Origin of the sequence: Paenibacillus tritici, from assembly GCF_013204885.1 — a bacterium.
In the GTDB taxonomy this organism is placed as follows: domain Bacteria; phylum Bacillota; class Bacilli; order Paenibacillales; family Paenibacillaceae; genus Paenibacillus_AQ; species Paenibacillus_AQ tritici.
Genome location: NZ_JABMKX010000011.1, coordinates 67602 through 89662, shown reverse-complemented (window position 1 = coordinate 89662; position 22061 = coordinate 67602). Strand labels below are relative to the sequence as shown.

The window sequence follows — 22061 nt, the reverse complement described above, 5'->3', positions numbered from 1 at the left end:
GAAAATGATTTATCCTATCTATTGACTGATCTATTCTCTAATCCAAAGGCGGAAATAATTGTGATATCCCTGAAGCGGTGCGGCTCTAATGTGATTCATCCGGAGGGCATGACGATTGACCGCCCGGAAGGCTCCGGCGATTACGTCTTCGTATTCTTTCGGAGCAGAATGGAATTGAGGATTCAAGCACTGACGTTGTTAGCTGAACCGAATACCTTTATTATCTATAACAGAACCAGCCCGTATTCCTACAAGGACGCCGAAGCTCCGCTGGTGCATGACTGGTTCCATTTCGAGCTGGAGGCTGCGGATGAGTTCTTCGGCCGGTTGAAGCTTCCGCTGGATACCTTAATGAAGGCCCGTGACCCTCTTTATATCTCCCGCAAGGTAAATGAGCTGCATTGGGAGAATCTGCAGAACGGCACCTTCCGTCATGAGATTATAGACTCCATCATCCGTTGCCTGTTCATGAAGCTTAGCGATATCAGGCATCATGTGGAATCCCGCCAGCAGATCAGCAAATACTATGACGACTTCCTGAACATGAGAAATGAAGTGCTCAGCTCGCCCTCAACCTGGTATTCTGTCGAAGACCTGGCCGAGCGAATGAACATGAGCAAGTCCTATTTCCAGCAGATCTACAAGCAGTTCTTCGGGCTGCCGGTGGTGAACGATATCATCCGTAACCGGCTGGGGTATGCCTCTTATCTGCTGAAGAACACGACGCACTCGATCAGCCAGATTGCCGCCACCTGCGGCTATGAGAATGATGTACACTTTATGCGGCAATTCAAGAGATTCGCGGGGCAGACTCCAAGTGAATATCGAGGAAGGCCCCAGAGCGAACCAAAAAGCGGATATCCCGGAACCCTATAAACCGTTCGGGACAGCCGCTAATTTGGGAAAAGCTCATCAAAAGATCCACATGATCACAACAATGAAAATGGCAATAACCGCGACTGCGATAACCAAATCGGATATCTGCCGCCAGAAACCCGGAGGTCCTTCGGCATGAAGCTTCTGCACATTGACGTCATGGTTGGCCTTGTGCCCGCCGGGATCATTCGATTGGATGGGGGGTGGTCCACCGCTATTAGAGAATTCAGACATCAGATCGCCTCCCTTTTCCACCATTATACACCATAAATTACTAACGGAAGAGGCGAAAGCAGCATGACCGGTAAAATACACGAGATGATAACAGCGGGAACCAGGGCTTTAATCGAAGAGAACTTTCTCCAGCTGATGGAGCAAGAGGGCTTCCATAAGGTGAGTGTACGCAATCTGGCGCAAAGGACACATATTAACCGGGGAACCTTCTATCTGCATTTTACAGATAAATATGATCTGCTGGAGCAGTTGCAGAGCGAGATTCTGACCGGCCTGGAGCAGATTATGGTTGTGAGAATCGTACATGCCGAGATGTTAGAGCACTATCTGAATTCAGCCCCTTACCCGCCGCTGGTGCACATCTTCGAATACCTGCAGCAGCATGGACAACGGATCGGATTATTCCTCGGGGCTAAAGGAGAGGCGGGATTCCCGGGGCAATTCAAGGAGGTCATCAGACGCAGCTTCTACCGGAAGCTGGAGGTCAACGGTGTATTTGCAGAGCATCCCGAGATTCCTCCAGAGTATCTCGCTGCGCATTCCGCCTCGATATTTCTCGGGATTACGGAAGAATGGCTGCGCAGCGGGATGCCTTATACACCGGATGAGCTGTCCGTCATCTATATCCGGATCTTATTTATGCAACCAGAGCTGGTAAGAAGGAGTTAGATGGTAATCAGCACCTTGCCGCGAATCTTGCCGGCCTCGCTCATCGCATGTGCTGAGGCCAGCTCGGCAAGCGGCAGCCTTGCGGTAATCTGGAGCTTAAGCTTGCCTTCATCCACCAGAGCCGCCATCCGGGTCATCTGCTCACGATCCGCATGACCGTAAATTTGATGGGTTCTTACGCCAAGCTGCGCCGCCAGCTGCTCGTCTGCCGGATTGACCGCAGAGACTAGTGCACCTCCCTCCTTCAAGAGCGGCAGCCATGTGTTAAGCTCCTCCGTATTCTCCGGGGACAGATTCAGGATCAGATCCACCTTCGTATTCAGCTTCTCCGTTACGCTCTCCCGGGTATAGTCGATGATCTCGTCAATCCCCAATTCCTGCAGCATCGGTATACTGGCCGCAGAGGAAGTGCCGATTACATACGCACCATGAAGCTTGGCCAGCTGCACTGCATAGGAACCTACTCCGCCTGCGGCTCCGGCAATCAGCACACGCCCGCCTGCGGGCAGGTTGCCATGTTCAAATAATCCCTGCCATGCAGTTAACACCCCTACCGGGAGAGCGGCAGCATCCGCCAGCTCCAGTGAAGCCGGTGCCAGAGCCGCATACTGCGCCTTGGTGACCACATATTCGGCAGCTCCGCCGTCTTGCGACATATCCAGAGCCGCATACACTTTATCGCCTGCTTGAAATTCCGTAACCGCTTCGCCCGCTCTTTCCACAATACCCGAGACCTCAATGCCCGGAATATAGGGGAAATGATGCGGGAAGAAGGCTTGCAGATAACCCATGCGGATTTTGACATCTACCGGATTGAAGCCGCTTGCGGCCACCTTAATCAGAATCTCATCGGCCGCCGGAGCAGGAATAGGCGCCTCCTCATAGCGTAGTTCCCCGATTCCTCCAAATTGATGTATCCGAATGGCCTTCATAAATGTGTTCTGTGTGTTCTGGTTCATTTCCATCTCTCCTCCAGGTGGTGTGAGAACTAGCGTCCCCGTCTGTACAACGCGTCAACTATTCTATGTAACCAATTGTAGGGTTCCGGCCTTGGGGATACAATCAACAATGGAGTCTGAAGTGTTCATTCTTCTCCCTGGCGGGTAGTAGTGTATAGTAGCACCGGCACCCTCGCAGATTACCTGTTCATGAAAGGAGCAAACCCTATGGATAATATGGAGACGATGGATCTCATTGCTATTCTGGCCCTGGTGCTTGCGTTATTGCTCATGTTAAGTGTATTTAGCCTGAAGCGGCGTGTACATGAGCTGGAATCCCGGCTGGCCCAAAGAGACACTTACGGAGGACCGTCCGTTCAGGCCAGCAGCAGAACAACCGATATTCCGACCCCCATGTTTGTACAGAACCCGGAGATTGCCCCGGATCTGGAGCGGAGAATCCGTCTGCTGATTGCCGAAGGCAAGAAGATTCAGGCGATTAAGGTGATGCGTGAAGCGCGGAATCTGTCCCTGAAGGATGCCAAGGACTTCGTAGAGTCTCTGGAGCAAGGCGGAACGTTCCGCTGAATGGAGAGACAAGGAAATGACCTCAGGCTTCCACGGGGATGTGGGCGCTGAGGTCATTTTTGTGCTGCGGCCTGTTCAGAGCAGCGGGCTATATATCCTTTTTCACAAAAATCCGCAATGAGAGCAGATAAGAGCCATAGATGATAACGAGATAGGCCAGAATGCCGATGACCACCAGCAGAGCATTGTCAAATTTGCCGCTCTTGATCCATAACGCAAGATCTGGATAACTTTCACTCAAGCTTGTTAATGCTGAGAAATTAAGCATAACCAGCAGCATAAATACCATGTTCACTATTTGCATTCCTTTTTGGCCAAGCCAGTAATAGACCGGCAAATAGAAGGAAGCAATCAGCGGAAATATAGCAGTCGTTAGACCCAGCTCTCTCCAGCGCAGCGGAGCATCCAGCTTCCCTATCTTAAAAGCAAACACGTAGAGCACCAGGGTACAAATAAGGCTGAACAGCGAGAACGGAATAAGCATCAGGTATTTAGCCAGAATCAGCCGCTGCCGGGGTACCGGAAGAGTGACCAGAAACTTCTGATTATGATGCTGCATATCAATCGTGCAGGAATTAATCAGCAGCAGTAACGCCGGGAACAAGGAGAATACCGTATAAGCTTCCGCATTTAAATATCCCATAAGCAAGTAATAAGGAACCATTAGGAGTAAGAATTTCCGGGTAAGCATGAAGTCCTTGCGGATCAGATGCAGGGAGCTATACATGTGCTTCACTTCCTTTTACCGTATAGTACATAATCTCTTCCAGCGTAGGCGTCTCGCAGATGGCGGTATCCTTGAAATACCGTTCGCCCTCCGCACGGTTGCTGATCAGACCCTCGAACCCCAGCCCATTCTCACGGATACCGACGAACCACCGCCGCACATCACGGTCCAGCAGCTCCTTCCCGCCTTTGATCAAGAGGTACTGCTCCCCCAGACTCTCCTTCATCTCATTGAAAATAATCTTGCCGTCATTAATAAACACAATGTAATCGGCAATCCGGTCAAGGTCTGTTGTGTTATGGGTAGAGAACAGAATCGACTTCTTCTCATCCTGGATATGCTCGCTGAGCAGCTCCAGCATCTCTCTGCGGAATACCGGATCAAGGCCCGAGGTAGGCTCATCCATAATCAGCAGATCGGCTCCATGGGACAGGGCGATGGCAAGCGAGAATTTGATTTTCATCCCCTTGGACAGCTCCTTGATCTTCTTGCCGGGCGGAAGCTTGAACAGCTCCTGGAACTTCATATATGTATCCTGATCCCAGCGGGGATAGAACGGGGCGATGATAGCTCTCATCTGCTTGACGGTCAGGTGCTCATAATAGATACTCTCATCCGAGACGTAGCCGATACGCTCCTTAATGGCTGCCGCCTGAGAGAGCTGGTTATTCTGGCCGAACATCGAGATACTGCCTTGATCGGGGTAGACCATGCCCATCATCATTTTGATCAGCGTAGTCTTGCCTGCGCCGTTCGGGCCGATCAGTCCTGTAATGAAGCCCTCCTTGATGGTCAATGAGATATCCCGCAGCTCAAACCGGTCATAACTCTTGGTTAAATGGTCTAACTGGATTACATCGCTCATTCCTGTTCCTCCTCATAGAGCAGCTTCAGCATCTCCGCCAGCTCGGCGTACTCCATGCCCAGCAGTCTGCTCTCGTCAATGATGTCCTTCAGCTTGCCCTCTACAATCCTTAGCCGCTGTTCCCGGATATATTCCTGATCGGCCCCCGAGACAAATGATCCCTTGCCGACAACAGAGTTGATCAGGCCCTCCCGCTCCAGCTCCTCGTAAGCCCGCTTCGTGGTAATGACACTGATCTGCAGGTCCTTGGCCAATAAGCGGATGGACGGCAGCGGCGTACCCGAGACCAGCTCCCCTTGCAGAATCATCTGGCGGACCTGTCCTACAATCTGGGCGTAGATCGGTTCACCGGACGTACTGGATATCAAAATATTCATGTAGCAGCATCAGCGTCCTTTGTGTTTGTTGTGACTAATGTATATATGTAATATATACACTATACGCAGTTGTGTCAATACCTGATTTGCGGTTCAGCTAGAGCAACGTATTGATCTGTCTACTTATGGGAAGTGGTGATGATACGGAAGGAGTGTTACGATGTATAACAAAAAAGCCGCATACCCGCTCGCTGGCGGGCTGCTGGCAACCGCTGCTATCCTGCTCATGCGGCCTGATTATTCATATAATGACCCGGATACCTTCTGGCATCTGGAGGTCGGGCGTTATATGCTGGAGCACGGGAAGATCCTCTATCATGCGATTCATACCTTTTATGATGACCGGCTCCCTTATATCCCGCATGAAGCCGGGTTCCAGCTCCTGCTGGCCCCGCTCTATCAATGGCTTGGCTGGCCGGGTCTCTATCTGCTGACTGGACTTTGCCTGTTCGCCCTGATCATGGGGCTGCTGCGGCTTGGACAAGTCTCCCGCAGAGAGCTGGGCCTTGAAGAGGGGCATGTGCTGCTGCTCCCGTTCGTCCTGCTGATCTCCTGCTGGATCTACTATAACTATTTCAAGGGACGGCCGCAGATCATGTCTTCTCCGCTCATCGTCTGGTTCTTCATCGCCTTACGGGAATACCAGCTGAAGCCACAGGCCGGATATGCGGCTGCAATGGTTGCCTTCTCCTGGGCCGTTGCCAGTGTGCACACCGGTGTATGGCTGGTGATTGCCGTCTTCACCGGCATGGCTGCCCTGGAGTCGCTGCTTGCACGCCAGCTTGACTGGAAGCGAACCGCCGTCTTCCTGCTTGTGCTGCTGGCAGGTCTGCCGAATCCGGGGGGGTCTGAAGGGACTGCTGTTCATCTTCACGGTGACGCAGAGCCACTTCAATCTGCTGATTAATGAATGGCAGCCTCTATCCTTCAGCCGGCTTGATCAGCTGCCCATCCTGCTCCTGCTGCTCTTCTTCGCGGTGACGCTGCCCTTCTCCCTCCACCGGAAGCCGTTCCGTTTCTTCGTGATGACCGGCATCCTCTATCTCGGGGTAATGAATTTCAAGCAGAATCTGTTCATGTGGCTGTTCATTCCTTATTTCGCCGCCGTCTTCCTGGAAGCCCTGCCGCTTCCCGCCCGCTTCAGACGGCAGATGGGCAACAAGGCCATTGCGCTTGGACTCGCAGCCGGGCTGCTGATCAACACGGGATCTATCTTCGCAGCGCCGCCGCAGTTAGTCCGTGCAGATTATCCGGTAGAGGAGATGAACTATGTACTGGAGCATACACCTGCCGGTACCCGGCCTAAGGTGCTGTCCAGCTATGGATCTTCGGGATATGTGATGTTTCGCGGCGGGGATGTGCTCTGTGACGGACGCCAGGACCCTTTTATCACCAAGGCTTCGGTTGGAGTCATGGGCTGGACTGCGTTTGAACGCTCCATGTACGGATTCTCCGAGTATTTGCCATATATTGTAAATATGGACCATCCGGATGTTGTGATCGTGCGGAATGGCAGCTCCGGGAGGCTGTATCACGGCTGGGTGCAGGCCTTCGGCACTCCTGTCTATAAAGGGTCCTACGGAAGTGTATTTCAGATTCGCAGCGAATCCTGAGCGCCTGACCTCAGCTAATCATTCCTGCCGCCCGCAGGAAATGGCAGACAATCTCGCTCTGCAGCCTTACCCTTAAGGCATAATCCAGGCTCCAGCAGGTTTCTACGGTCACCGCTCTTGCGCCGAGCAGGCGCTGAAAGGCCATCCGGGAAGTTCCGGCACGTTCCCTGTACCTCATGTTGAAGCGGTACGCTTGTTTGGGAATGTTCAGATTCATCCGCTTCACAATTTGCTTCGCCACACCTTCCGCCCGGCTGGCCGGGCTGATGAGCAGGCTCTGGCCCACCCGCTTCGGATTCAGCTGGGACAGCCCGTTCGCTTCATGCAGATCCAGAGCCCAGGACGGCTTGTAGCGCAAGGCAAGCTGCCATACGGCTGCAGACAGCGGATGTTTGGCCTCTGCGCCGGGTCTCCGGGGAAAGGTACGGTTCAGATCGGGCTTCCCGCGGACCCCCTTACGCCGTGCGTTCTGGTTCACGAGCGGGACGATGATCAGCCTCCCTGCGCGCAGAGCCATATCACCCCGGCTGAACCGGCTGGCGATCCCCTGGGCAGCACGGCTGCTCGCCGGTTCATTGCCATGAACGCCGGAGATGATCATAAATACAGGACCGGGGATTCCGCTGCTTATCACATAATAAGGTGTGGCATAGGGAGTCCCTGCTGCCAGCATATGCTTCTCGACAGACATTTACGTTTCACCTCCGCCCTCACTGATACCGCACTCATCATTCTACCCAAACCGGAAGAACCATGAAATACGGCGATGCATATTGCATCATTCTGTAATGTATGCGGATTACCTTCAGGGGATTGGACGAATAGGAAGCACCCCAAGCTGAAAACGGCTACGCCGTCCTTGGATGGACAGCGTAGCCGTTATAGCGGGACATAGAAGGATAAATTATCGTGTGAAACCTATAAATTCTTATATTTTAAAAGAAAACGACCTGGTTCTTCCCGGCCGACTTCGCCGCGTAGAGTGCCTTCTCAGCCTTCGCAATGAAGTCAGACGGGCGGTCAGAGGGTTGAGGCACCTTCAGCAAGCCGCCGATACTTATGGTGACTACACCCTCCTCTTCAAATCGGTCGCGGGGAATTTGCAGATCATAGACCCCTTGGCGGACGGCTTCAGCAAGCTGCTCTGCCTGGGCGGCAGACGCTCCGGCCATCGTCAGGATGAAGTTCGCACCGCTGAACCGGGCGACGAACGCGCCATAACTCCTGCCGATGATATTCAGCACATCGGCTACCGATTGAATACAGAGATCGCCGCCCTTTAATCCGTGGACCGCATTATACGAATGAAAGTCATCAATATCAATAGACAGCATCAGCAGCGGCTCCTGCTGGTGGATAGGAGCCGACCAGCGCTGCTCCAGTTCATGCTCAAGCGCCTGCCGGTTCGGCAGATCGGTAAGCGAATCGGTGGTCAGGTAACTACGCAGCTTCGTGGTAGCACTAGCATACGCATCCGTGGTGCTCCCCGGGCTTAAGACAGCCATAATTGACGGTCTGCCGCCATGAATAACGGAAGCCAGGCTGAGGTTAAGCTCCAGTGCCGCTCCGTCTGCGCTCATGAACTGGCCGCGGCTGGATACAAACAGGCTCGGATTCCGGCTCAGCTCCAAGAAGTGCTGCTTCAGGACGGGGCGGTAGGATTCCTGCACATAGTTCAGGAACGGCTCCCCTGTCAGGGTGTTGCCCTGCTCCCCTGTCAGGGTGTTGCCCTGCTCCCCTGCCATCAGCTCTTGAGCACGGTTATTGCAGTAGGTGATAACATCACCGGTGATCATAAAGAAGGCTACCGGGGACAGCTCCATCAATTGCAAATACCGCTGTTCATTATGGCGGAGGCTGCGGGCATTCTGCAGAGCCTGCTCCTCTGCCTGACGCAGCTGGTTCTCGGTCTGTCCGCGCAGAATGGATTTGAGCTGAGGCAGAATATTAAGATGCTGCTCCCTCCAGGGTAGGGAGGTGGACTGAACCACCTGCCGCCATTTCTCAAAAGACTTGCGGGGAGACAGACGCATCCCATCCTTCTCCTGAATGACAGCCTTGGCCGGGTCTCCGGCCCAGTCCACAATCTCCACGACTTCCGGTCTGAACCAGATCATATAATTCTGGTCTCCTGGAGTCAGGGCAAGATAGATGACACCGGAGGCTATATTTTTGTAGGCCTTGGCGGGTTCGTACTCCAGGCTTAGCCGGGAAGTGCAATAGGTGTAGTCCTTGGCCTGGCCGGCAAACCAGCCGGCCAGCTCCCGCACTTGCTCCTGCGATGGGGTTGCTCCATACAGCATGAGCTTGTCCTGGTAACACACCGCTGCACCGGAGGCTTCCATCAGATCCAGCAGCGTCTGTTCTTCCTCCCCAAGCTGCTCAATGACACGGGTAGAACTGGTGTTCACAGTAAATATATCGACAATCCGCATCGCCTTAGTCCGAAGCTCCAGCTCCGTCTGATAGCTATCCAGCTGCTGGCGCCGATACAGTTCGCTGGAGAAGAAAGCCCCCAGGAAATTGCAGAGGTTGCGGATGCGGTGAGGCACATATTTGGGAGAATGGTGATGGCAGGTAATCAGTCCCCATAGCTGATTATTCTGAATCAGAGAGATTGTGGTGGTTGCGCCAACCCCCATATTCTGCAGATACTCGATATGAAGCGGAGAAACGCTGCGGAGGATGGACAAGCTGAGGTTCAGGGGCTTACCGGTCAGCGGCTGCAGCACCGGGAGGATCGGAACCGGAACATAGTTAACATCTACAATGGTCCGCAGCCAGTTGCGCAGATAGAGCTCACGCGCCTGCTTCGGTATGTCAGAGGCCGGATAATGATGTCCCAGGAACGGCTCCAGCCCTTCTTCCTTCGCTTCGGCGATCACTTTGCCGTTCCACTGCTCGTCGAATTCATAGATCATCACCCGGTCATAGCCCAGCATCTCCTTCACCTGCTCCGCAGCGGCCTGGCTGGCTTCAAGCCGGTTCGCCGTTTGCTTCAGCCGTCCGAAGAACGTACGGATCCAGTCGAAATCATTGGCGCTGTCGCTCTGATCTATGGAAGCAGGCTCCAGCTCAACAATCATCAGGCCTTCACTCTCATGAAGGATGCAGAAGAAATCCTGTAGTTCTCCGGCAACTTCAATCTGTAAGACAATATATTGCAGATCTGCTGTCTCCTTCGCATTCACACTGCGTTCCAGCAGCATGTCCAGCTGGTCTTGGCCTACGAGGTTAGCCATCGGGGTACCCAGCAGGGCTTCAGAAGCGGTGCCCAGCAGTACGTCCGTATTCAGGCTGGCCTGGACAATAAGATTGCCTGTGTCCTGAGTTACGGCCAGCAGTACACCATGCGGCTGAATAAGTCCCGGGATATGGATCGGCTCCTTCTCACAGTTATCCAGATCCAGCGGATTCAGCGGGTCCAGTCCCTCGTCGTTCAGCAAGGTCCGGTTGAGCGGATCATTCTCATTCTGTGCTTTGAAATCTGCCATATGTGTGGGACCTCCCATGAAGTAAATGATTTATAAGCCTATTTACACGTAGGTTTATTCTATCTTACTTTGGGCCTCATTCACAATCAGGCAGGTTACTCCGCTCAAGTAAGGTTGCCGGATTCCATGCGGTTCCTCGTTACTTACTGTATAATAATGTATACTATGGTTATTCACTACTCCGAGGTGACCGTAATGAGACGATTCAGACGTTCAGGCAGGGACCTTGTTTCTTTGCTCTTGGGGGCCTTCTCCATCCTGATCATTGCCTTCTTCGTGATCCGGTATGTTCTTCAGACAGTTTCGTCCGCACCTTAGAACCGCAGTTCACACCAAAAAGGAGCATTTGGGGGAAATGCTCCTCTTCGGCTTGCATATGCCATTAGTTAAGCTGCGCTTCCGGCAGAACTTCATCCGAAAGTCATACCTATAATTTACCTTAAAAATCTCATTAATACAAGTATTTCCTTATATGGTATTCCGATTCTGTGCCGCCTTCTGCAAAATAGACTGTACGAACGCAGTTTTACCTTCACAGTAAGCGTCGATATCATAGCGGAATTCTTCAGCCAGCCGCTGCTTGACCGCCTGATATTCGTCCCGGGCCGAGGGATGGCTGCGCAGATAATCGCGGAAAGCAATATGCTCCCGGTAGCCTTTCCCGTCCTTAGGACATACGTAAAGGTGGTATTTCATGAATCCGTCATCCTGCAAGCTCTGGAAGGCTTCCCTTCCCTCGATTCCCAGATTCCCCTGATGCTCATAACCGAACTGCTGCAGTCTCCGGATGATCTCCGGCAGCTTATCATAACTCTCCATCACCAGATCCAGATCAATGACCGGTTTGGCCCACAGGCCTTCGATTGAGGTACTGCCCACATGCTCTGAGCCAATGATCAGATCTCCGGCAATGTCCAGTATCCGGGCTTCAATTCTCCTATATTCGGCCTTCCAGGCCGGGTCATAGGGAACCACTTCAATAACCTTCGTTCTCTCTGCGATGATCTTTCTCCTCCTTTGAACCCTAAGCGATTCGCGCTGCTGGCATAAAATACAAACCACTATCTCATACTACCCCGTAGAGATGGAGGTGAACAGTATGCCCAAGAACAGTGCAGACCCGAAGCATGACCGTGCTGACAACCGTGCCGATTCCAAGAACAACCAGCAGAACCACTCCAGCATTACCGAAATTCCCCAGATGGTGAATCCGGATAAAGCGGAGGATGTGGTGCCAAGTCTGAATGGCGTTACCAAGAACGAGAGCTAAGGATACTGTCTGAAACCCATGCTTATTACAGGTCCCGAGGAACGGGCTTCCCCTTCTTGCAACAGAGGCGGGAGCCCGGTCTTTTGTCTGGGCGGGTATAGTTATACTATAATTCTAATGGTAGAATAGTGGAATCATTTTAATAATCACGGAAAGAGTGGACGTATGCGAATTGGATTTTTTGACTCCGGGATTGGCGGACTAACGGTGCTTCATCAGGCGTTGAAGTTCCTGCCGCAAGAAGATTACCTCTTTTATGCAGACACTGCACATGTTCCTTACGGGGACAAGACTAAGGCTGAAGTCAGAGCATACATCCTTCAAGCTGTAGAATTCATAGCCCGGCATAATATAAAAGCTCTGGTGATTGCCTGTAATACAGCCACCAGTATTGTTATCGAAGAGCTGCGGCAGCGGTATGACTTCCCGGTCCTGGGGATCGAGCCGGCAGTGAAGCCTGCGGTGGAACAATCGGAAGGCAAACAGAAGAAGGTCCTGGTCTTAGCGACGCGCTTAACGCTCCAGGAGAAGAAGTATCATGATCTGGTTCACCGCATAGATCACGGGGAAATTGTAGACAGCCTGCCGCTTCCCGGACTCGTTCAGTTTGCAGAGCGCTTTGAGTTTGACGACAAGACGATCATTCCCTATTTGTACAAGGAACTGGCTCATCTGGAGCTTGAACGGTACAGCACGGTGGTCCTCGGATGTACCCATTTCCCCTATTTCGTAGAGAGTCTTCGGCAGGTATTCCCTCCGGGGGTTAATTTCATCTCCGGCAGCATGGGAACAGCCAGGCATTTGGCACACCTCCTTGAAGCTAAAGATCAGGTGAACCAGGGTACGGGGGAGATCCTCTTTTTCAGATCCAATGTACAAGTAGACGATCCCGCTACACTAGCTAAATATTACAGTCTGTTCAAGCGGCTCGATGAAATTGAGAAACGGGAGTGATATTACAATGAGTCACTATACAGCAATAATGGAGAGGTTGCGCCGGAATCCCCTGAAGAATGTAACGTTGCTCAAAATGATGACTGCTTATCATGCTCAAATAGACAGCGTTCTGGTTGAACAAGAGGATCAGTGGGGTGTGCTGCTGCTGATGCCTGCTACAACCTTCGGTTATGATCACCGGACCTACCCGGAAGCTGACACCGTTGTGCTTATGGACTATAGCAGCCCTGAAGTCTTCCCTGCCCTGCTGAAGCTGCTGCCACGGGACGCCAAGCTCGTCTTCAAGCTCCAGGAGGACGCTTACCGCCAGGCACTGGAAGCGTATTTCACGCTGCACCGGGTCCGTAGTCTCTACTCTTACTCCACAGACGAAGCCCCGCTGTTCAGCATTGATGAGGCCTGCATTCTCAGTGAATCTATAGATGAACGTCTGCTGCCGCTATGGATGGCGAATGATTATTCGTTAGAGGAGATCAGGCAATATTTTCAGGACGGGGCCTTCTCGGTATCCCTCTTTGACGGTAATACCCCACTCAGTACATGTATGGTGTACCGCAACGAGGAGAGAATCTGGGAGATTGGCGGCGTACATACGGCAGAAGCTGCAAGACAACGCGGATTGGCTCAGCGCGTAGTCCGTACAGCGGTATTCCATACCCTGCAAAGAGGATACATCCCAAGGTACCAGGTGCTGGAGAACAATCTCGCCTCCATCCGCCTGGCCGAATCCATTGGACTTACCCGCGCTGTAACACTGGAGCACTGGATTAATTATTGATGAGCACGGGCAGGGTTAGCGATTGCCAGGCTGGTCTGCGGCTTCGTCTCCACCGCCCTTGCTCATAAGAATGCTAATCTGCTCCTGCTGGCGGTATTCTGTCGGTGTCAGGTGGTATTTCTTACGAAACATTTGGGTGAAATGACGCATGTCCTGGTATCCTACCCGTTCAGCAATTTCAGCCAGCTTCAGCTTGGGGTTCAGCAGCAGCAGCTTCGCCTGCTCCAGCCGGAGCGAGGTGACATATTCCTTGTAGCCCTGCCCCGTCTTTTGTTTGAACAGCTGGCTGAAGTAGGCCGGATTGAGGAATACGACTGAGGCCATTTTTTCCAGCGACAGCTCCTCATAGAAATGCTCCTTGATATAGTGCAGCGCAACCTCAATCGCCTTCTCGCCGCTGCCCTTCATCGGCTCAAGCAAGGGCCCCTGGGAGGCCGAAGCCTCACGCATCCGCTTCACCACCTGCGGCACAGTATGGAAATCGTAACTAAGCCCCGAATGAATGATCTGAAAAGGGATCTTCAAATAATGGGTCAGATGAGTCTTGACCTCCTCCTGGAACTGCTCCACCCGGACATTCTCCCCCGGGGTGATGAGGCCCAGCAGGTTCTGCCGGTCATAGCTGACCACGAATCCCCGTCCATACCGCTCAATCAGCTCTGACAGCACATTCTCCACGATGAAATGCTCCAGCCGGACACTTCGGTCCCCGGGCTCCAGCTGAATCATCACCAGATAGAAGTGACTATAGTCTTCGATGAATGCATCAATATCCAGATTCCCGATATCAAGCCCTGAAGCAAGCCGCTGGAAGACACCCTCACGAAGGAATCTCAGACTGGTCTTCAGCCGCTCACCCTGGCGCGAGATTTTGTTGTCCTGCTGGATTTCATGGTTCAGGCTGTCGATGAGTTCGGTCAGCTTGCTTTTGCCGATGGGCTTCAGCAGGTAGTCACGGGCACCCAGCCGGACTGCTTCCTGGGCATAAGAGAATTCGCTATGGGCAGAGATGACGATCCACTTCACGTACGGGTAACGGCGCTTGGAGATTCTCATGAATTCAAGACCGTTCATGCCGGGCATCAGAATATCGGTTAGTACAATATGGATACGCTGCTCTTCCAGAATCTTGACCGCTTCTTCCGCCCGGGAGGCAACGAATACCTGATGCTCCGGGCTGATCTGACCGATGGTGCGCTTGATGCCTTCACGGATGACCCGTTCGTCGTCGGCTATAAGAATATTCACTTCGGCTATTCTCCCTCCACTGAAATCGGCAGTACAATGGCAACCTGTGTCCCCTCCCCGGGGAAGCTCTGGATCTGCAGTCCATAGCCCTCACCGAACATGAACTGCAGCCGGCGGTGCAGGTTCTGCAGCCCGATTCCGCTTTTGCCGCTCTCCCTGGTACTGAGACCCGGCTTGTCCCCGTTCAGAGACTCCTGCAGCCGCGCCAGCTGCTCTTCGTTCATTCCGTCTCCGTTATCTTCAACGATCAACCGGAGACGGGCTCCCTCTTGCCGGGTGTAGACCTTCAGAATCCCCTGGCGTCCCAGAGACTCCAGTCCATGCTTAACCGCATTCTCAATGACCGGCTGTACCGTCATCTTCGGGACACGGATCGTCAGCCAGCGTTCGTCGATATCGGTAATAATCTGCAGCCGGCCTTCCAGCCGGATGGAGATGATCTTCAGATAATGGCCGATCTGCTCCAGCTCATCACGCAGGCTCACCTCGGCCCCGTCCTCCCACTGGCTGCTGTATCGGAACATTGAAGACAAGGAGAGCACCAGCTCGCCCAGCTGTTCGTTGCCCTCCTCATCCAGCATCCAATAGATCATATCCAGGGTATTGTAGAGAAAATGCGGGTTCACCTGGGACTGCAAGGCGTGAAGCTCGGCATTCTTCTCGCTGACCGACGAGAGCTTGACCCGTTCAATCAGCTCCTCGATCCGCCGGACCATCCGGTTGAAGGAAGCGACGAGAATATTAATCTCCTGATACGATGACACTTTGACCATTCCGCGGAAGTTACCGACCTCTACCTGCCGCATCTCCCGGATCAGCTTCTTCAGCGGTGATGAGATCGTCTGCGACACAATGGAAGCAATCAGCGTCGAGACCAGGATCAGGGCCGAGATCACAATCAGCAGATAACGCTTCATCTCATTCAGTTCAACATTCAGATCCTGATCCGGGGTAATGCTCATCACCCACCAGCCGGAGAAGGAGAGCTTGGAGGCTACGACCAGCTGGCCGTTCTCACGCTGAACCATCACATGATCCGAGACGGGCAGCTTAGGCAGACGGGCAGCATCCGGCTCCGGGTCTGTAGCGGAGGTGACAAACCGTCCATCCGGGGACATCAGGTAGACCTGGCTATGCTCTCCGAGCTTGAGATTCTCCAGGGCATCCAGCACCGGCTGCGGGTTGGTCTCATACAGCACAATGCCAATGGGCTTATGCTCATTCAGATCATATAGTTGCCGCCCGAAGGCGAATACAGGGCTATCCTCCACCTGGTCGATCAGGGAGTGCTGATACACCCCGAGCCAGACCATTTTCCCCGAAGACGCCTGCAATTGCCGGTACCAGTCCTCCTGGGCATAATCCGGATCGACCACATTCATATAATTGCCATAGTTATAAATCTTGCCGCTGTCTGTAATGACATGAATCCCCACGAGATCATCCCGCGAATAAAAAATCGAGCCGATAATATTCGTCACGGTCTGCTCATTGATAAAAGCCACCGCCGGCTCATCCGTCTTCTCATTAATCAGACGAATCATCTCGAAGTTATTGCTGAGCGATTTGGACAAAGCGTCATAGCCCTTATACAGAAGCGTGAACAGGCCTGCGGTCTGGGCGACGTTTTTTTGCGACAAATCGCTGATCTTCTCATGCAGCTGGTCCGTAGTCCGGTTATAGTACAGCAGGCTGACAATAAGCAGAATACTGGACATGCAAAAAAGAAACAGCAAGAACAACCGATGATGGATGGAATGAAAGCCGCTCTTCATAGGACTCTCTCCTTTCAACACCTTGTCCTGCCGTTTCCTATTATAAATCTTTACCAATTTTATATGCAATGCATGAATTTGTGGATCTTCAGCTCATCCCTTTACAGCCCCGGCCACCATCCCTTTGGTAATCTGATTGGACAGGAAGAAGTAGATCAGAATCACCGGCAGCGCGCCCATAACGAGGAATGCACCGATGTTCCCGTAGTTGACCGAATACTGGCTGACGAAGGTGTAGACCCCGAATGGAAGGGTTTTGAGCCTCTCTGAAGAGATGAAGGTCGCTGCCAGAATGTACTCGTTCCAGATATTGATGAAGGTCAGAATACATACGGTCATAACCGGAGGTACCGACACGGGAAGGATGATGCTGCGGAAGATCCGGTACACGCTCGCCCCGTCGATGAACGCCGATTCTTCAATCTCATGCGGGATGGCTCTCATGAATCCGCTCAGGATGAACACGGCGATAGGCGTGGAGAACGCGATGTAAGGCAGAATCAGCGACCAGTGGGTATTGAGAATATGCATGTTCTTGAAAATAATCATCAGCGGCAGCAGCGTAGCCTGCATCGGAATCATCATCCCCATCAGGAAAATGGTCATCACGACATTGCCGTATTTCCAGCGGAACCGGGAGATGGCATACGCTGCCATCGAGGCCAGCAGAATGACACAGATCATCGTAAGCGCAGTAACGAACACGCTGTTCGACAGGTACTTCAGATAGCTGCCTGAGGTGTACGCCTCATAGTAATTATGCCACTGAAATTTCTTCGGAAAGGAAAAGAAGCTCCCGTCCAGAATCTCTTCGTTGGTCTTCAGTGAATAGAGCAGCAGCCATAACAGCGGGTAGAGCTGGGTGATCACAGGAATGGCAAAAAGAAGATACACGATTCCTTTTTTGAATTTACGCATGGCTCGCGCACTCCTTTCCTAATTGTATTTTCGCTCAAGCCGATTGAAGACCGTGTTGATGATGCCGGTAAAAACAAGACAAACCACAACGAGGAACGTCGCAATCGCACTGCCATAGCCATACTTGAAGGACATGAAGGAACTGTTATACATATGCGTGGAGATGACATCGGTCGCATGTGCCGGACCGCCGCCCGTCATCACCATGACGAGATCGAACGCCTGCAGGGAACCGATAAACGCCAGGATAATCGATATTTTGAAGATCGGAACGATCAGCGGGAGTGTGATGTAACGATCCGCTTTGAATCCGTCCGCTCCGTCAATTTTTGCCGCTTCATACAGCTCATCGGGAATATTCTGCACCCCGGTATACTGGATAAGCAGATGGTAGCCGAAATACTGCCACAGTGACACCAGGTACAGAGAATACATTGCAATATTCGGCTCGGTCAGCCAGTTGTGTGTCCAGCTGTCCAGACCGAGTGACACCAGCACCCCGTTCAGCATGCCTCCCATGGAGGTAGGGTTATAGATGGTTTTCCAGAGTTGTCCAATAATAACTACCGACAAGATAACCGGTGTGAAGTAGACCGACACCAGTGTGTTCGCTCTGCGCAAATAGCGGTTAAGCAGGATCGCCATGCCCAGGCAGAGCGGAATTTCCAGCATGGACGCCACTGCGTACAGCAGGGTTCTTCTTACGGAAGGCCAGAACACAGGATCATTCAGGAACATGTCTTTGAAATTGCCGAAGCCGATAAACTGCGAAGAGGTCAGACCATCCCACTTCAATAAGCCCGTATATAATGATACCAGTATGGGAACAAACACCAGACACACGTACAAGAGCAGACATGGCAGTATGAAGACGGCTATTGTGCGTGCCGGCACCTTAAGTACTTTCATCTTTCCCGCCTCCTAAATCAAGCAGATTCTTTGTCTATTCATAGATAAACCCGGTGCGAAGAAGCCTTAGTCCGCTTGCTTCGCACCGGGAAGGACCACTTAACGTTTACTGTAAGGGTATAGACTGTTCAGTGCCTTGCGGCTTATTTGTTGGCTTCAAAAGCAGCCTGATGCTCTTTGGCGACTGCGGCGGAATCCATCTTCTGGACGAACAGGTTCTGAATGCTGCTGAGATGAACCTGTGCGGTTGCCGGGTTCATAGTGTTATCGAATGCCAGGTCACCGCCCTTCACTTGGTTGAACAGACCGGCAATGTTAACGGCCAGATCCGAGTAACCGGCTGCCTTAAGGTCGCCGTCTACCTTTTGACCGATCCCTACCGCATTCTTCAGTTCAAACTGTTTCTTAGGATATTCGGAGGCGAAGAAGTTCAGGAAGTCTTTGGTTTCTTGCAGATGCTCGCTATTGGCCGATACGGCAAAGGCACTGCCTGGCGCAAGCATGAATTCGTTAGGATCACCCTTGCCGTTCACGGTAGGGAATTGGAACGCTCCGACTTTACCGGCTACAGGGGAAGCATCAATCGCGCCGGTCTCCCAGGAACCGATGGACCACATCGCCGCTTTGCCTGTTTTGAAAATGTTACCGCCGGCATTGGCATCAATGGAGGTTGCACCATCAGGGAAAGCGCCCGCTTGAACCAGTGCCTGGAAGGCGTCTACTGCTTCTACGAAGGCAGGATCTTCAAAGGTTTTTTTGCCGTCAAGCACATCCTGCAGGAAGCCGGGGCCGCCGTTGGTGCGGAGCAGAATGTTCATGAACAGGAAAGAGCCGGTCCAGGAATCCTTTTCGCCGATGGCCAGCGGAGTAATGCCTTTATCCTTCAGGATCTTGACATCCTTAAGCATCTCTTCAAAGGTTGTTGGAGGGGCAGCGATTCCTGCCTGTGCAAACAGATCTTTATTGTAGTAGACCACTTCAATGTTATTGCCGTCTGGAAGCGCATACACATTATTGTCGAAGCTGTAATAATCCAGTAAGCCCTCCTGGTAGGTGTCCTTCAGGCCGTTCTGCTCCAGCATGTCATTCAGCGGGGCGAACAATCCGGCATCGACAAAAGGCTTCATTTGCGCAGCCGGGTTAACGATCGTAATGTCCGGCACTTCTTTGGACGCCGCCTGTGTTTTGAGCTTCACCTTCTGCTGGTCGGTGTTCAGCGTGTCGAGTTCAATCTTTACATTGGGATGCTCTTTCTGATATTGCTCGGACAGCTCGTTGATCATTTTGTAAGCCGGGGTTGCGGGATCGGGATAGATGTTCTGGAAGGTAATCGTTACTTTCTTGTCGCTGGGTGCGTCTGTAGCGGCGGCATTGCCGCTGCCTGCGGCCGCATTCGGTGCCGCATTGTCCTTAGTGTTCGTGCCGGAGGTGTTGTTCGAGTTGCCGCATGCGGCCAGGCTCATTGCCATAACTGCTGCGAACGTGATGGTGGCGGTTTGCTTCATTTTTCTGTTGACCATTCATTAATGCCCCCTATGTCGTGATAAGCTAATTATCATCATGCCGGGGGGTTCCAACAAGGTGGGAACTGCAGAAATAAGGTTTGTTTTTTCTAGGTAAGATGTTTCTCTAGCATCTGTTCGTCATCTTTAACATAGCTGCACTGTTCATAGGTGCAAATGGCTGCAATGTTGCTTCTGCCGGTCAGTACCTTTATACTCTTCACTCCGCGTTGTCTGAAATTTGCTTCCAGGCAAGCAATAAGAGCACGGGCCATTCCTTGTCTTCGAGCGGCTTCTTCTACGTAGAGTTCGGTAATTTCTCCATAGGGCTCATCATAACAAAAGGAAGAATAGCATTGACCACAGCCGAAACCCACGATTCTACCGTTCATCTCCGCTACGGCAATCAGTTCATTACGGTTTATATTCAACTGTTCCCTGATCTTAGCTGCGGGTCTTGGTACACCGCCGTTAAATTCCTGATTGAGTATGGAAAGATGTTCAGCATCGGTTGAGGATGCAAGCCTTACTTTTGCCATAGAATCCATCTTGGGTCACCTCGTATATTGTATGTATATAAGCTATAAGACACACTTAAATTTCGAACTTGAAGCTTCGTCGGCACTGCGGTGAACATTTAATATCGGAACAAGGGGCAGGCCGACAGGTTGTCCTCTTCTGGGAGGAACACATGAAAGGACAGAATCACCCTTCGGTTGGATAATGTATATACCTCTGCGGTTCATACAACTCGTTGGCTAACCTCCACCGTACCCATCTAACCATTTCCGGGGCATCCGGCCTACGGTTGCGCTCACGGTCCAATTGTGTCCGGTTTTCCGATTACATTCGGTCTACGCTGCTCACCCGGTCTAATTGTGTTCGGTTTTCCGATTACATTCGGCTTACGCTACTCACCCGGTCCAATTGTGTTCGGTTTTCCGCATACATTCTAAGCTCCTCATTTACTCATGCGGCCTCCGGATCATTCAAAGAGCACTTCTCCTTACGCTATGCCACCTTCCAAGACTTTTTTATGAAGTCTTCGACTGTTGCTGCTTCATAATAACGCTAATTCTTGAAGAACTTCCTTTACATCACAGCTGGAATTCAAGATATGGATCATCTCTTCCGTAATGGGGACATCATCGTAGATTTTTGCAACAACCTCTAAGGATAGGGGTAAATCAAAATAATCTGATGCAAATTCCTCAAAATCCTCTGGTGTATGGAATATACAGCCCAGTAAAAAATCAGAACCATCGCTTGCACCTTCTGGAATCTCAACGTTCCCCTTGTGCCAGTTCGTGTCACTGTTTTTACACCAAATACAAAAAGTCACATCGTCTTTTTCAATGGCATCGTCTTCGAGTAATGATAATAATTCCTTGGGGACATCATCATAAATCCCTTGCCATACTTTATGCTCATCCTGCGCATATGGGCTTAATCCAGATTCATGATCGAAGCCTTTTATGATGGAGCCTTCAGGAGAGAATAAAATAAATAGATGATCCCCTGATCCATTATCTATTTTCGCCATAGCAACGCCCTCATTCCAATCTTGAACATAGCTATGGTAACGAAGCCATTCCTCCTGACAAAGAATAATATTCAGTGCTGCTTGGATTTTCATTAGCTTTTGTAACATTGCTGGATCTGGTAGACGCTCTAACACATTTGCTTCCATGGATGCTCACCCTTTCTTCTTTCATTGCACAACTAGAGTAACCATTCGTCCTCGTTAAATCCTACAAAGTCCTCCAATTAACAAGGAAATATCAACAAAGATTGATAATTAAGTTCTAAAATAGGATGGTTTTTCCTTTATGATAATCGTTCATTAATTTTGATCAATATTTCCTTCAAGATTTGCTTCTCCTCCTCGGTAAGGATTTGAACAATTTCTTCCTCTACCTTTCGGAACGAATCTTGAAATTCCTCAATCAGTTCGATCGCTTTTGGCAATACATATATATTTTTTTGCCGTTCATTATTGGCCGGGATTTTGCGCTCGATGAACCCTTTTTGTTCTAGACCTTGAAGCATGGTTGTAATACTGGCCCCACGTAGGTGAAACCGATCGGCAAGATTCTTTTGAATAATATGATTATTTTGGTTCTGGTAAATATAATCGATTACTTTTCCTTGTTGAGCGTTTAACCCCTGCTCTTTTATACTTTCGTCCGCTCTTTTCTTTAACTTAAGACCGATAATCTGAAACAAATCCAGATAAGGCGTAATCTCTCGGGATTGCATGATCGTCCCCCCTGTGATTGTTAGCAATCTAACTTTAAGCAACTAAACTATACTGTGATCCTAT

24 protein-coding genes are annotated in these 22061 nt (G+C 51.4%); 8 read left to right on the top strand and 16 right to left on the bottom strand.

The window, feature by feature from the left end; genetic code table 11:
* Window positions 1–90 precede the first annotated feature (90 nt).
* Window positions 91–876: a helix-turn-helix domain-containing protein gene (locus HQN87_RS20315; protein WP_173137071.1), complete on the top strand. Its 786-nt coding sequence runs from the start codon at window positions 91–93 to the stop codon at window positions 874–876.
* 36 nt (window positions 877–912) lie between these two features.
* Here HQN87_RS20315 and HQN87_RS20310 read toward each other — a convergent pair whose 3' ends face one another.
* Window positions 913–1110, bottom strand: coding sequence for a hypothetical protein (locus HQN87_RS20310; protein ID WP_173137068.1), 198 nt, complete (start codon window positions 1108–1110; stop codon window positions 913–915).
* Window positions 1111–1173: 63 nt separating this feature from the next.
* Between HQN87_RS20310 and HQN87_RS20305 the strand changes: the two genes are divergently transcribed.
* On the top strand, window positions 1174–1779 hold the full coding sequence (locus HQN87_RS20305) for a TetR/AcrR family transcriptional regulator (protein WP_173137066.1): 606 nt from the start codon (window positions 1174–1176) through the stop codon (window positions 1777–1779).
* Here the strand turns inward: HQN87_RS20305 and HQN87_RS20300 are convergent.
* Window positions 1776–2738: an NADP-dependent oxidoreductase gene (locus HQN87_RS20300; protein WP_173137064.1), complete on the bottom strand. Its 963-nt coding sequence runs from the start codon at window positions 2736–2738 to the stop codon at window positions 1776–1778. The genes HQN87_RS20305 and HQN87_RS20300 overlap by 4 nt on opposite strands.
* 207 nt (window positions 2739–2945) lie before the next feature.
* Here HQN87_RS20300 and HQN87_RS20295 point away from each other — a divergent pair, with 207 nt between their 5' ends.
* A complete protein-coding gene (locus HQN87_RS20295) occupies window positions 2946–3305 on the top strand; it encodes a ribosomal protein L7/L12 (RefSeq protein ID WP_173137062.1) in 360 nt (119 codons plus the stop codon).
* Window positions 3306–3393: 88 nt separating this feature from the next.
* On the opposite strand, the gene HQN87_RS20290 is transcribed toward HQN87_RS20295, so the two are convergent.
* Genes HQN87_RS20290 through HQN87_RS20280 form a run of 3 tightly spaced genes read right to left on the bottom strand, consistent with a single transcriptional unit; the run spans window position 3394 to window position 5274 of the window.
* Window positions 3394–4032: an ABC-2 transporter permease gene (locus HQN87_RS20290; protein WP_173137060.1), complete on the bottom strand. Its 639-nt coding sequence runs from the start codon at window positions 4030–4032 to the stop codon at window positions 3394–3396.
* Window positions 4025–4897 (bottom strand): ABC transporter ATP-binding protein, encoded by an 873-nt coding sequence (locus HQN87_RS20285; protein ID WP_173137058.1) that lies wholly within the window; start codon window positions 4895–4897, stop codon window positions 4025–4027. The genes HQN87_RS20290 and HQN87_RS20285 overlap by 8 nt, the downstream gene beginning before the upstream one ends.
* The gene (locus HQN87_RS20280; RefSeq protein WP_173137056.1) at window positions 4894–5274 is read right to left on the bottom strand and encodes a GntR family transcriptional regulator; all 381 of its coding nucleotides are present in this window, start codon (window positions 5272–5274) and stop codon (window positions 4894–4896) included. The genes HQN87_RS20285 and HQN87_RS20280 overlap by 4 nt, the downstream gene beginning before the upstream one ends.
* A gap of 160 nt (window positions 5275–5434) precedes the next feature.
* Here HQN87_RS20280 and HQN87_RS20275 point away from each other — a divergent pair, with 160 nt between their 5' ends.
* Window positions 5435–6181: a hypothetical protein gene (locus tag HQN87_RS20275; protein ID WP_173137054.1), complete on the top strand. Its 747-nt coding sequence runs from the start codon at window positions 5435–5437 to the stop codon at window positions 6179–6181.
* Window positions 6150–6887 carry a hypothetical protein gene (locus tag HQN87_RS20270; protein ID WP_173137052.1) on the top strand — a complete coding sequence of 246 codons (738 nt, stop codon included), beginning with the start codon at window positions 6150–6152 and terminating at the stop codon, window positions 6885–6887. The genes HQN87_RS20275 and HQN87_RS20270 overlap by 32 nt, the downstream gene beginning before the upstream one ends.
* Before the next feature lie 10 nt (window positions 6888–6897).
* On the opposite strand, the gene HQN87_RS20265 is transcribed toward HQN87_RS20270, so the two are convergent.
* The 3 genes from HQN87_RS20265 to HQN87_RS20255 form a co-directional block, all read right to left on the bottom strand.
* Entirely contained in the window at window positions 6898–7578 is a 681-nt protein-coding gene (locus tag HQN87_RS20265; RefSeq protein ID WP_173137050.1) for a succinylglutamate desuccinylase/aspartoacylase family protein, read from the bottom strand.
* Between the two features lie 244 nt (window positions 7579–7822).
* Window positions 7823–10381 carry a diguanylate cyclase domain-containing protein gene (locus tag HQN87_RS20260; RefSeq protein WP_173137047.1) on the bottom strand — a complete coding sequence of 853 codons (2559 nt, stop codon included), beginning with the start codon at window positions 10379–10381 and terminating at the stop codon, window positions 7823–7825.
* A gap of 468 nt (window positions 10382–10849) precedes the next feature.
* Complete coding sequence (locus tag HQN87_RS20255; RefSeq protein ID WP_367272757.1) at window positions 10850–11356, bottom strand: GrpB family protein; 507 nt, start codon at window positions 11354–11356, stop codon at window positions 10850–10852.
* A 124-nt stretch (window positions 11357–11480) separates the two neighbouring features.
* Between HQN87_RS20255 and HQN87_RS20250 the strand changes: the two genes are divergently transcribed.
* From HQN87_RS20250 to HQN87_RS20240, 3 genes are all read left to right on the top strand, one after another.
* Window positions 11481–11651, top strand: a complete 171-nt coding sequence (locus tag HQN87_RS20250) for a hypothetical protein (RefSeq protein ID WP_173137045.1) — start codon at window positions 11481–11483, stop codon at window positions 11649–11651.
* A gap of 165 nt (window positions 11652–11816) precedes the next feature.
* The gene (gene murI, locus HQN87_RS20245; protein WP_173137043.1) at window positions 11817–12605 is read left to right on the top strand and encodes a glutamate racemase; all 789 of its coding nucleotides are present in this window, start codon (window positions 11817–11819) and stop codon (window positions 12603–12605) included.
* 7 nt (window positions 12606–12612) lie between these two features.
* A complete protein-coding gene (locus HQN87_RS20240) occupies window positions 12613–13386 on the top strand; it encodes a GNAT family N-acetyltransferase (RefSeq protein WP_173137041.1) in 774 nt (257 codons plus the stop codon).
* 15 nt (window positions 13387–13401) lie between these two features.
* Here HQN87_RS20240 and HQN87_RS20235 read toward each other — a convergent pair whose 3' ends face one another.
* From HQN87_RS20235 to HQN87_RS20200, 8 genes are all read right to left on the bottom strand, one after another.
* Window positions 13402–14634 (bottom strand): response regulator, encoded by a 1233-nt coding sequence (locus HQN87_RS20235; protein ID WP_173137039.1) that lies wholly within the window; start codon window positions 14632–14634, stop codon window positions 13402–13404.
* 5 nt (window positions 14635–14639) lie between these two features.
* Entirely contained in the window at window positions 14640–16409 is a 1770-nt protein-coding gene (locus HQN87_RS20230) for a cache domain-containing sensor histidine kinase (protein ID WP_173137037.1), read from the bottom strand.
* Window positions 16410–16502: 93 nt separating this feature from the next.
* Complete coding sequence (locus HQN87_RS20225; protein ID WP_173137035.1) at window positions 16503–17327, bottom strand: carbohydrate ABC transporter permease; 825 nt, start codon at window positions 17325–17327, stop codon at window positions 16503–16505.
* An 18-nt stretch (window positions 17328–17345) separates the two neighbouring features.
* A complete protein-coding gene (locus HQN87_RS20220) occupies window positions 17346–18236 on the bottom strand; it encodes a carbohydrate ABC transporter permease (RefSeq protein ID WP_173137033.1) in 891 nt (296 codons plus the stop codon).
* Window positions 18237–18379: 143 nt separating this feature from the next.
* The gene (locus HQN87_RS20215) at window positions 18380–19756 is read right to left on the bottom strand and encodes an extracellular solute-binding protein (RefSeq protein ID WP_173137031.1); all 1377 of its coding nucleotides are present in this window, start codon (window positions 19754–19756) and stop codon (window positions 18380–18382) included.
* Between the two features lie 92 nt (window positions 19757–19848).
* Complete coding sequence (locus HQN87_RS20210; RefSeq protein WP_254075581.1) at window positions 19849–20286, bottom strand: GNAT family N-acetyltransferase; 438 nt, start codon at window positions 20284–20286, stop codon at window positions 19849–19851.
* A 512-nt stretch (window positions 20287–20798) separates the two neighbouring features.
* Complete coding sequence (locus HQN87_RS20205) at window positions 20799–21428, bottom strand: hypothetical protein (RefSeq protein WP_173137029.1); 630 nt, start codon at window positions 21426–21428, stop codon at window positions 20799–20801.
* 137 nt (window positions 21429–21565) lie between these two features.
* Window positions 21566–21997, bottom strand: a complete 432-nt coding sequence (locus HQN87_RS20200; RefSeq protein WP_173137027.1) for a MarR family winged helix-turn-helix transcriptional regulator — start codon at window positions 21995–21997, stop codon at window positions 21566–21568.
* Between the last annotated feature and the right edge of the window lie 64 nt (window positions 21998–22061).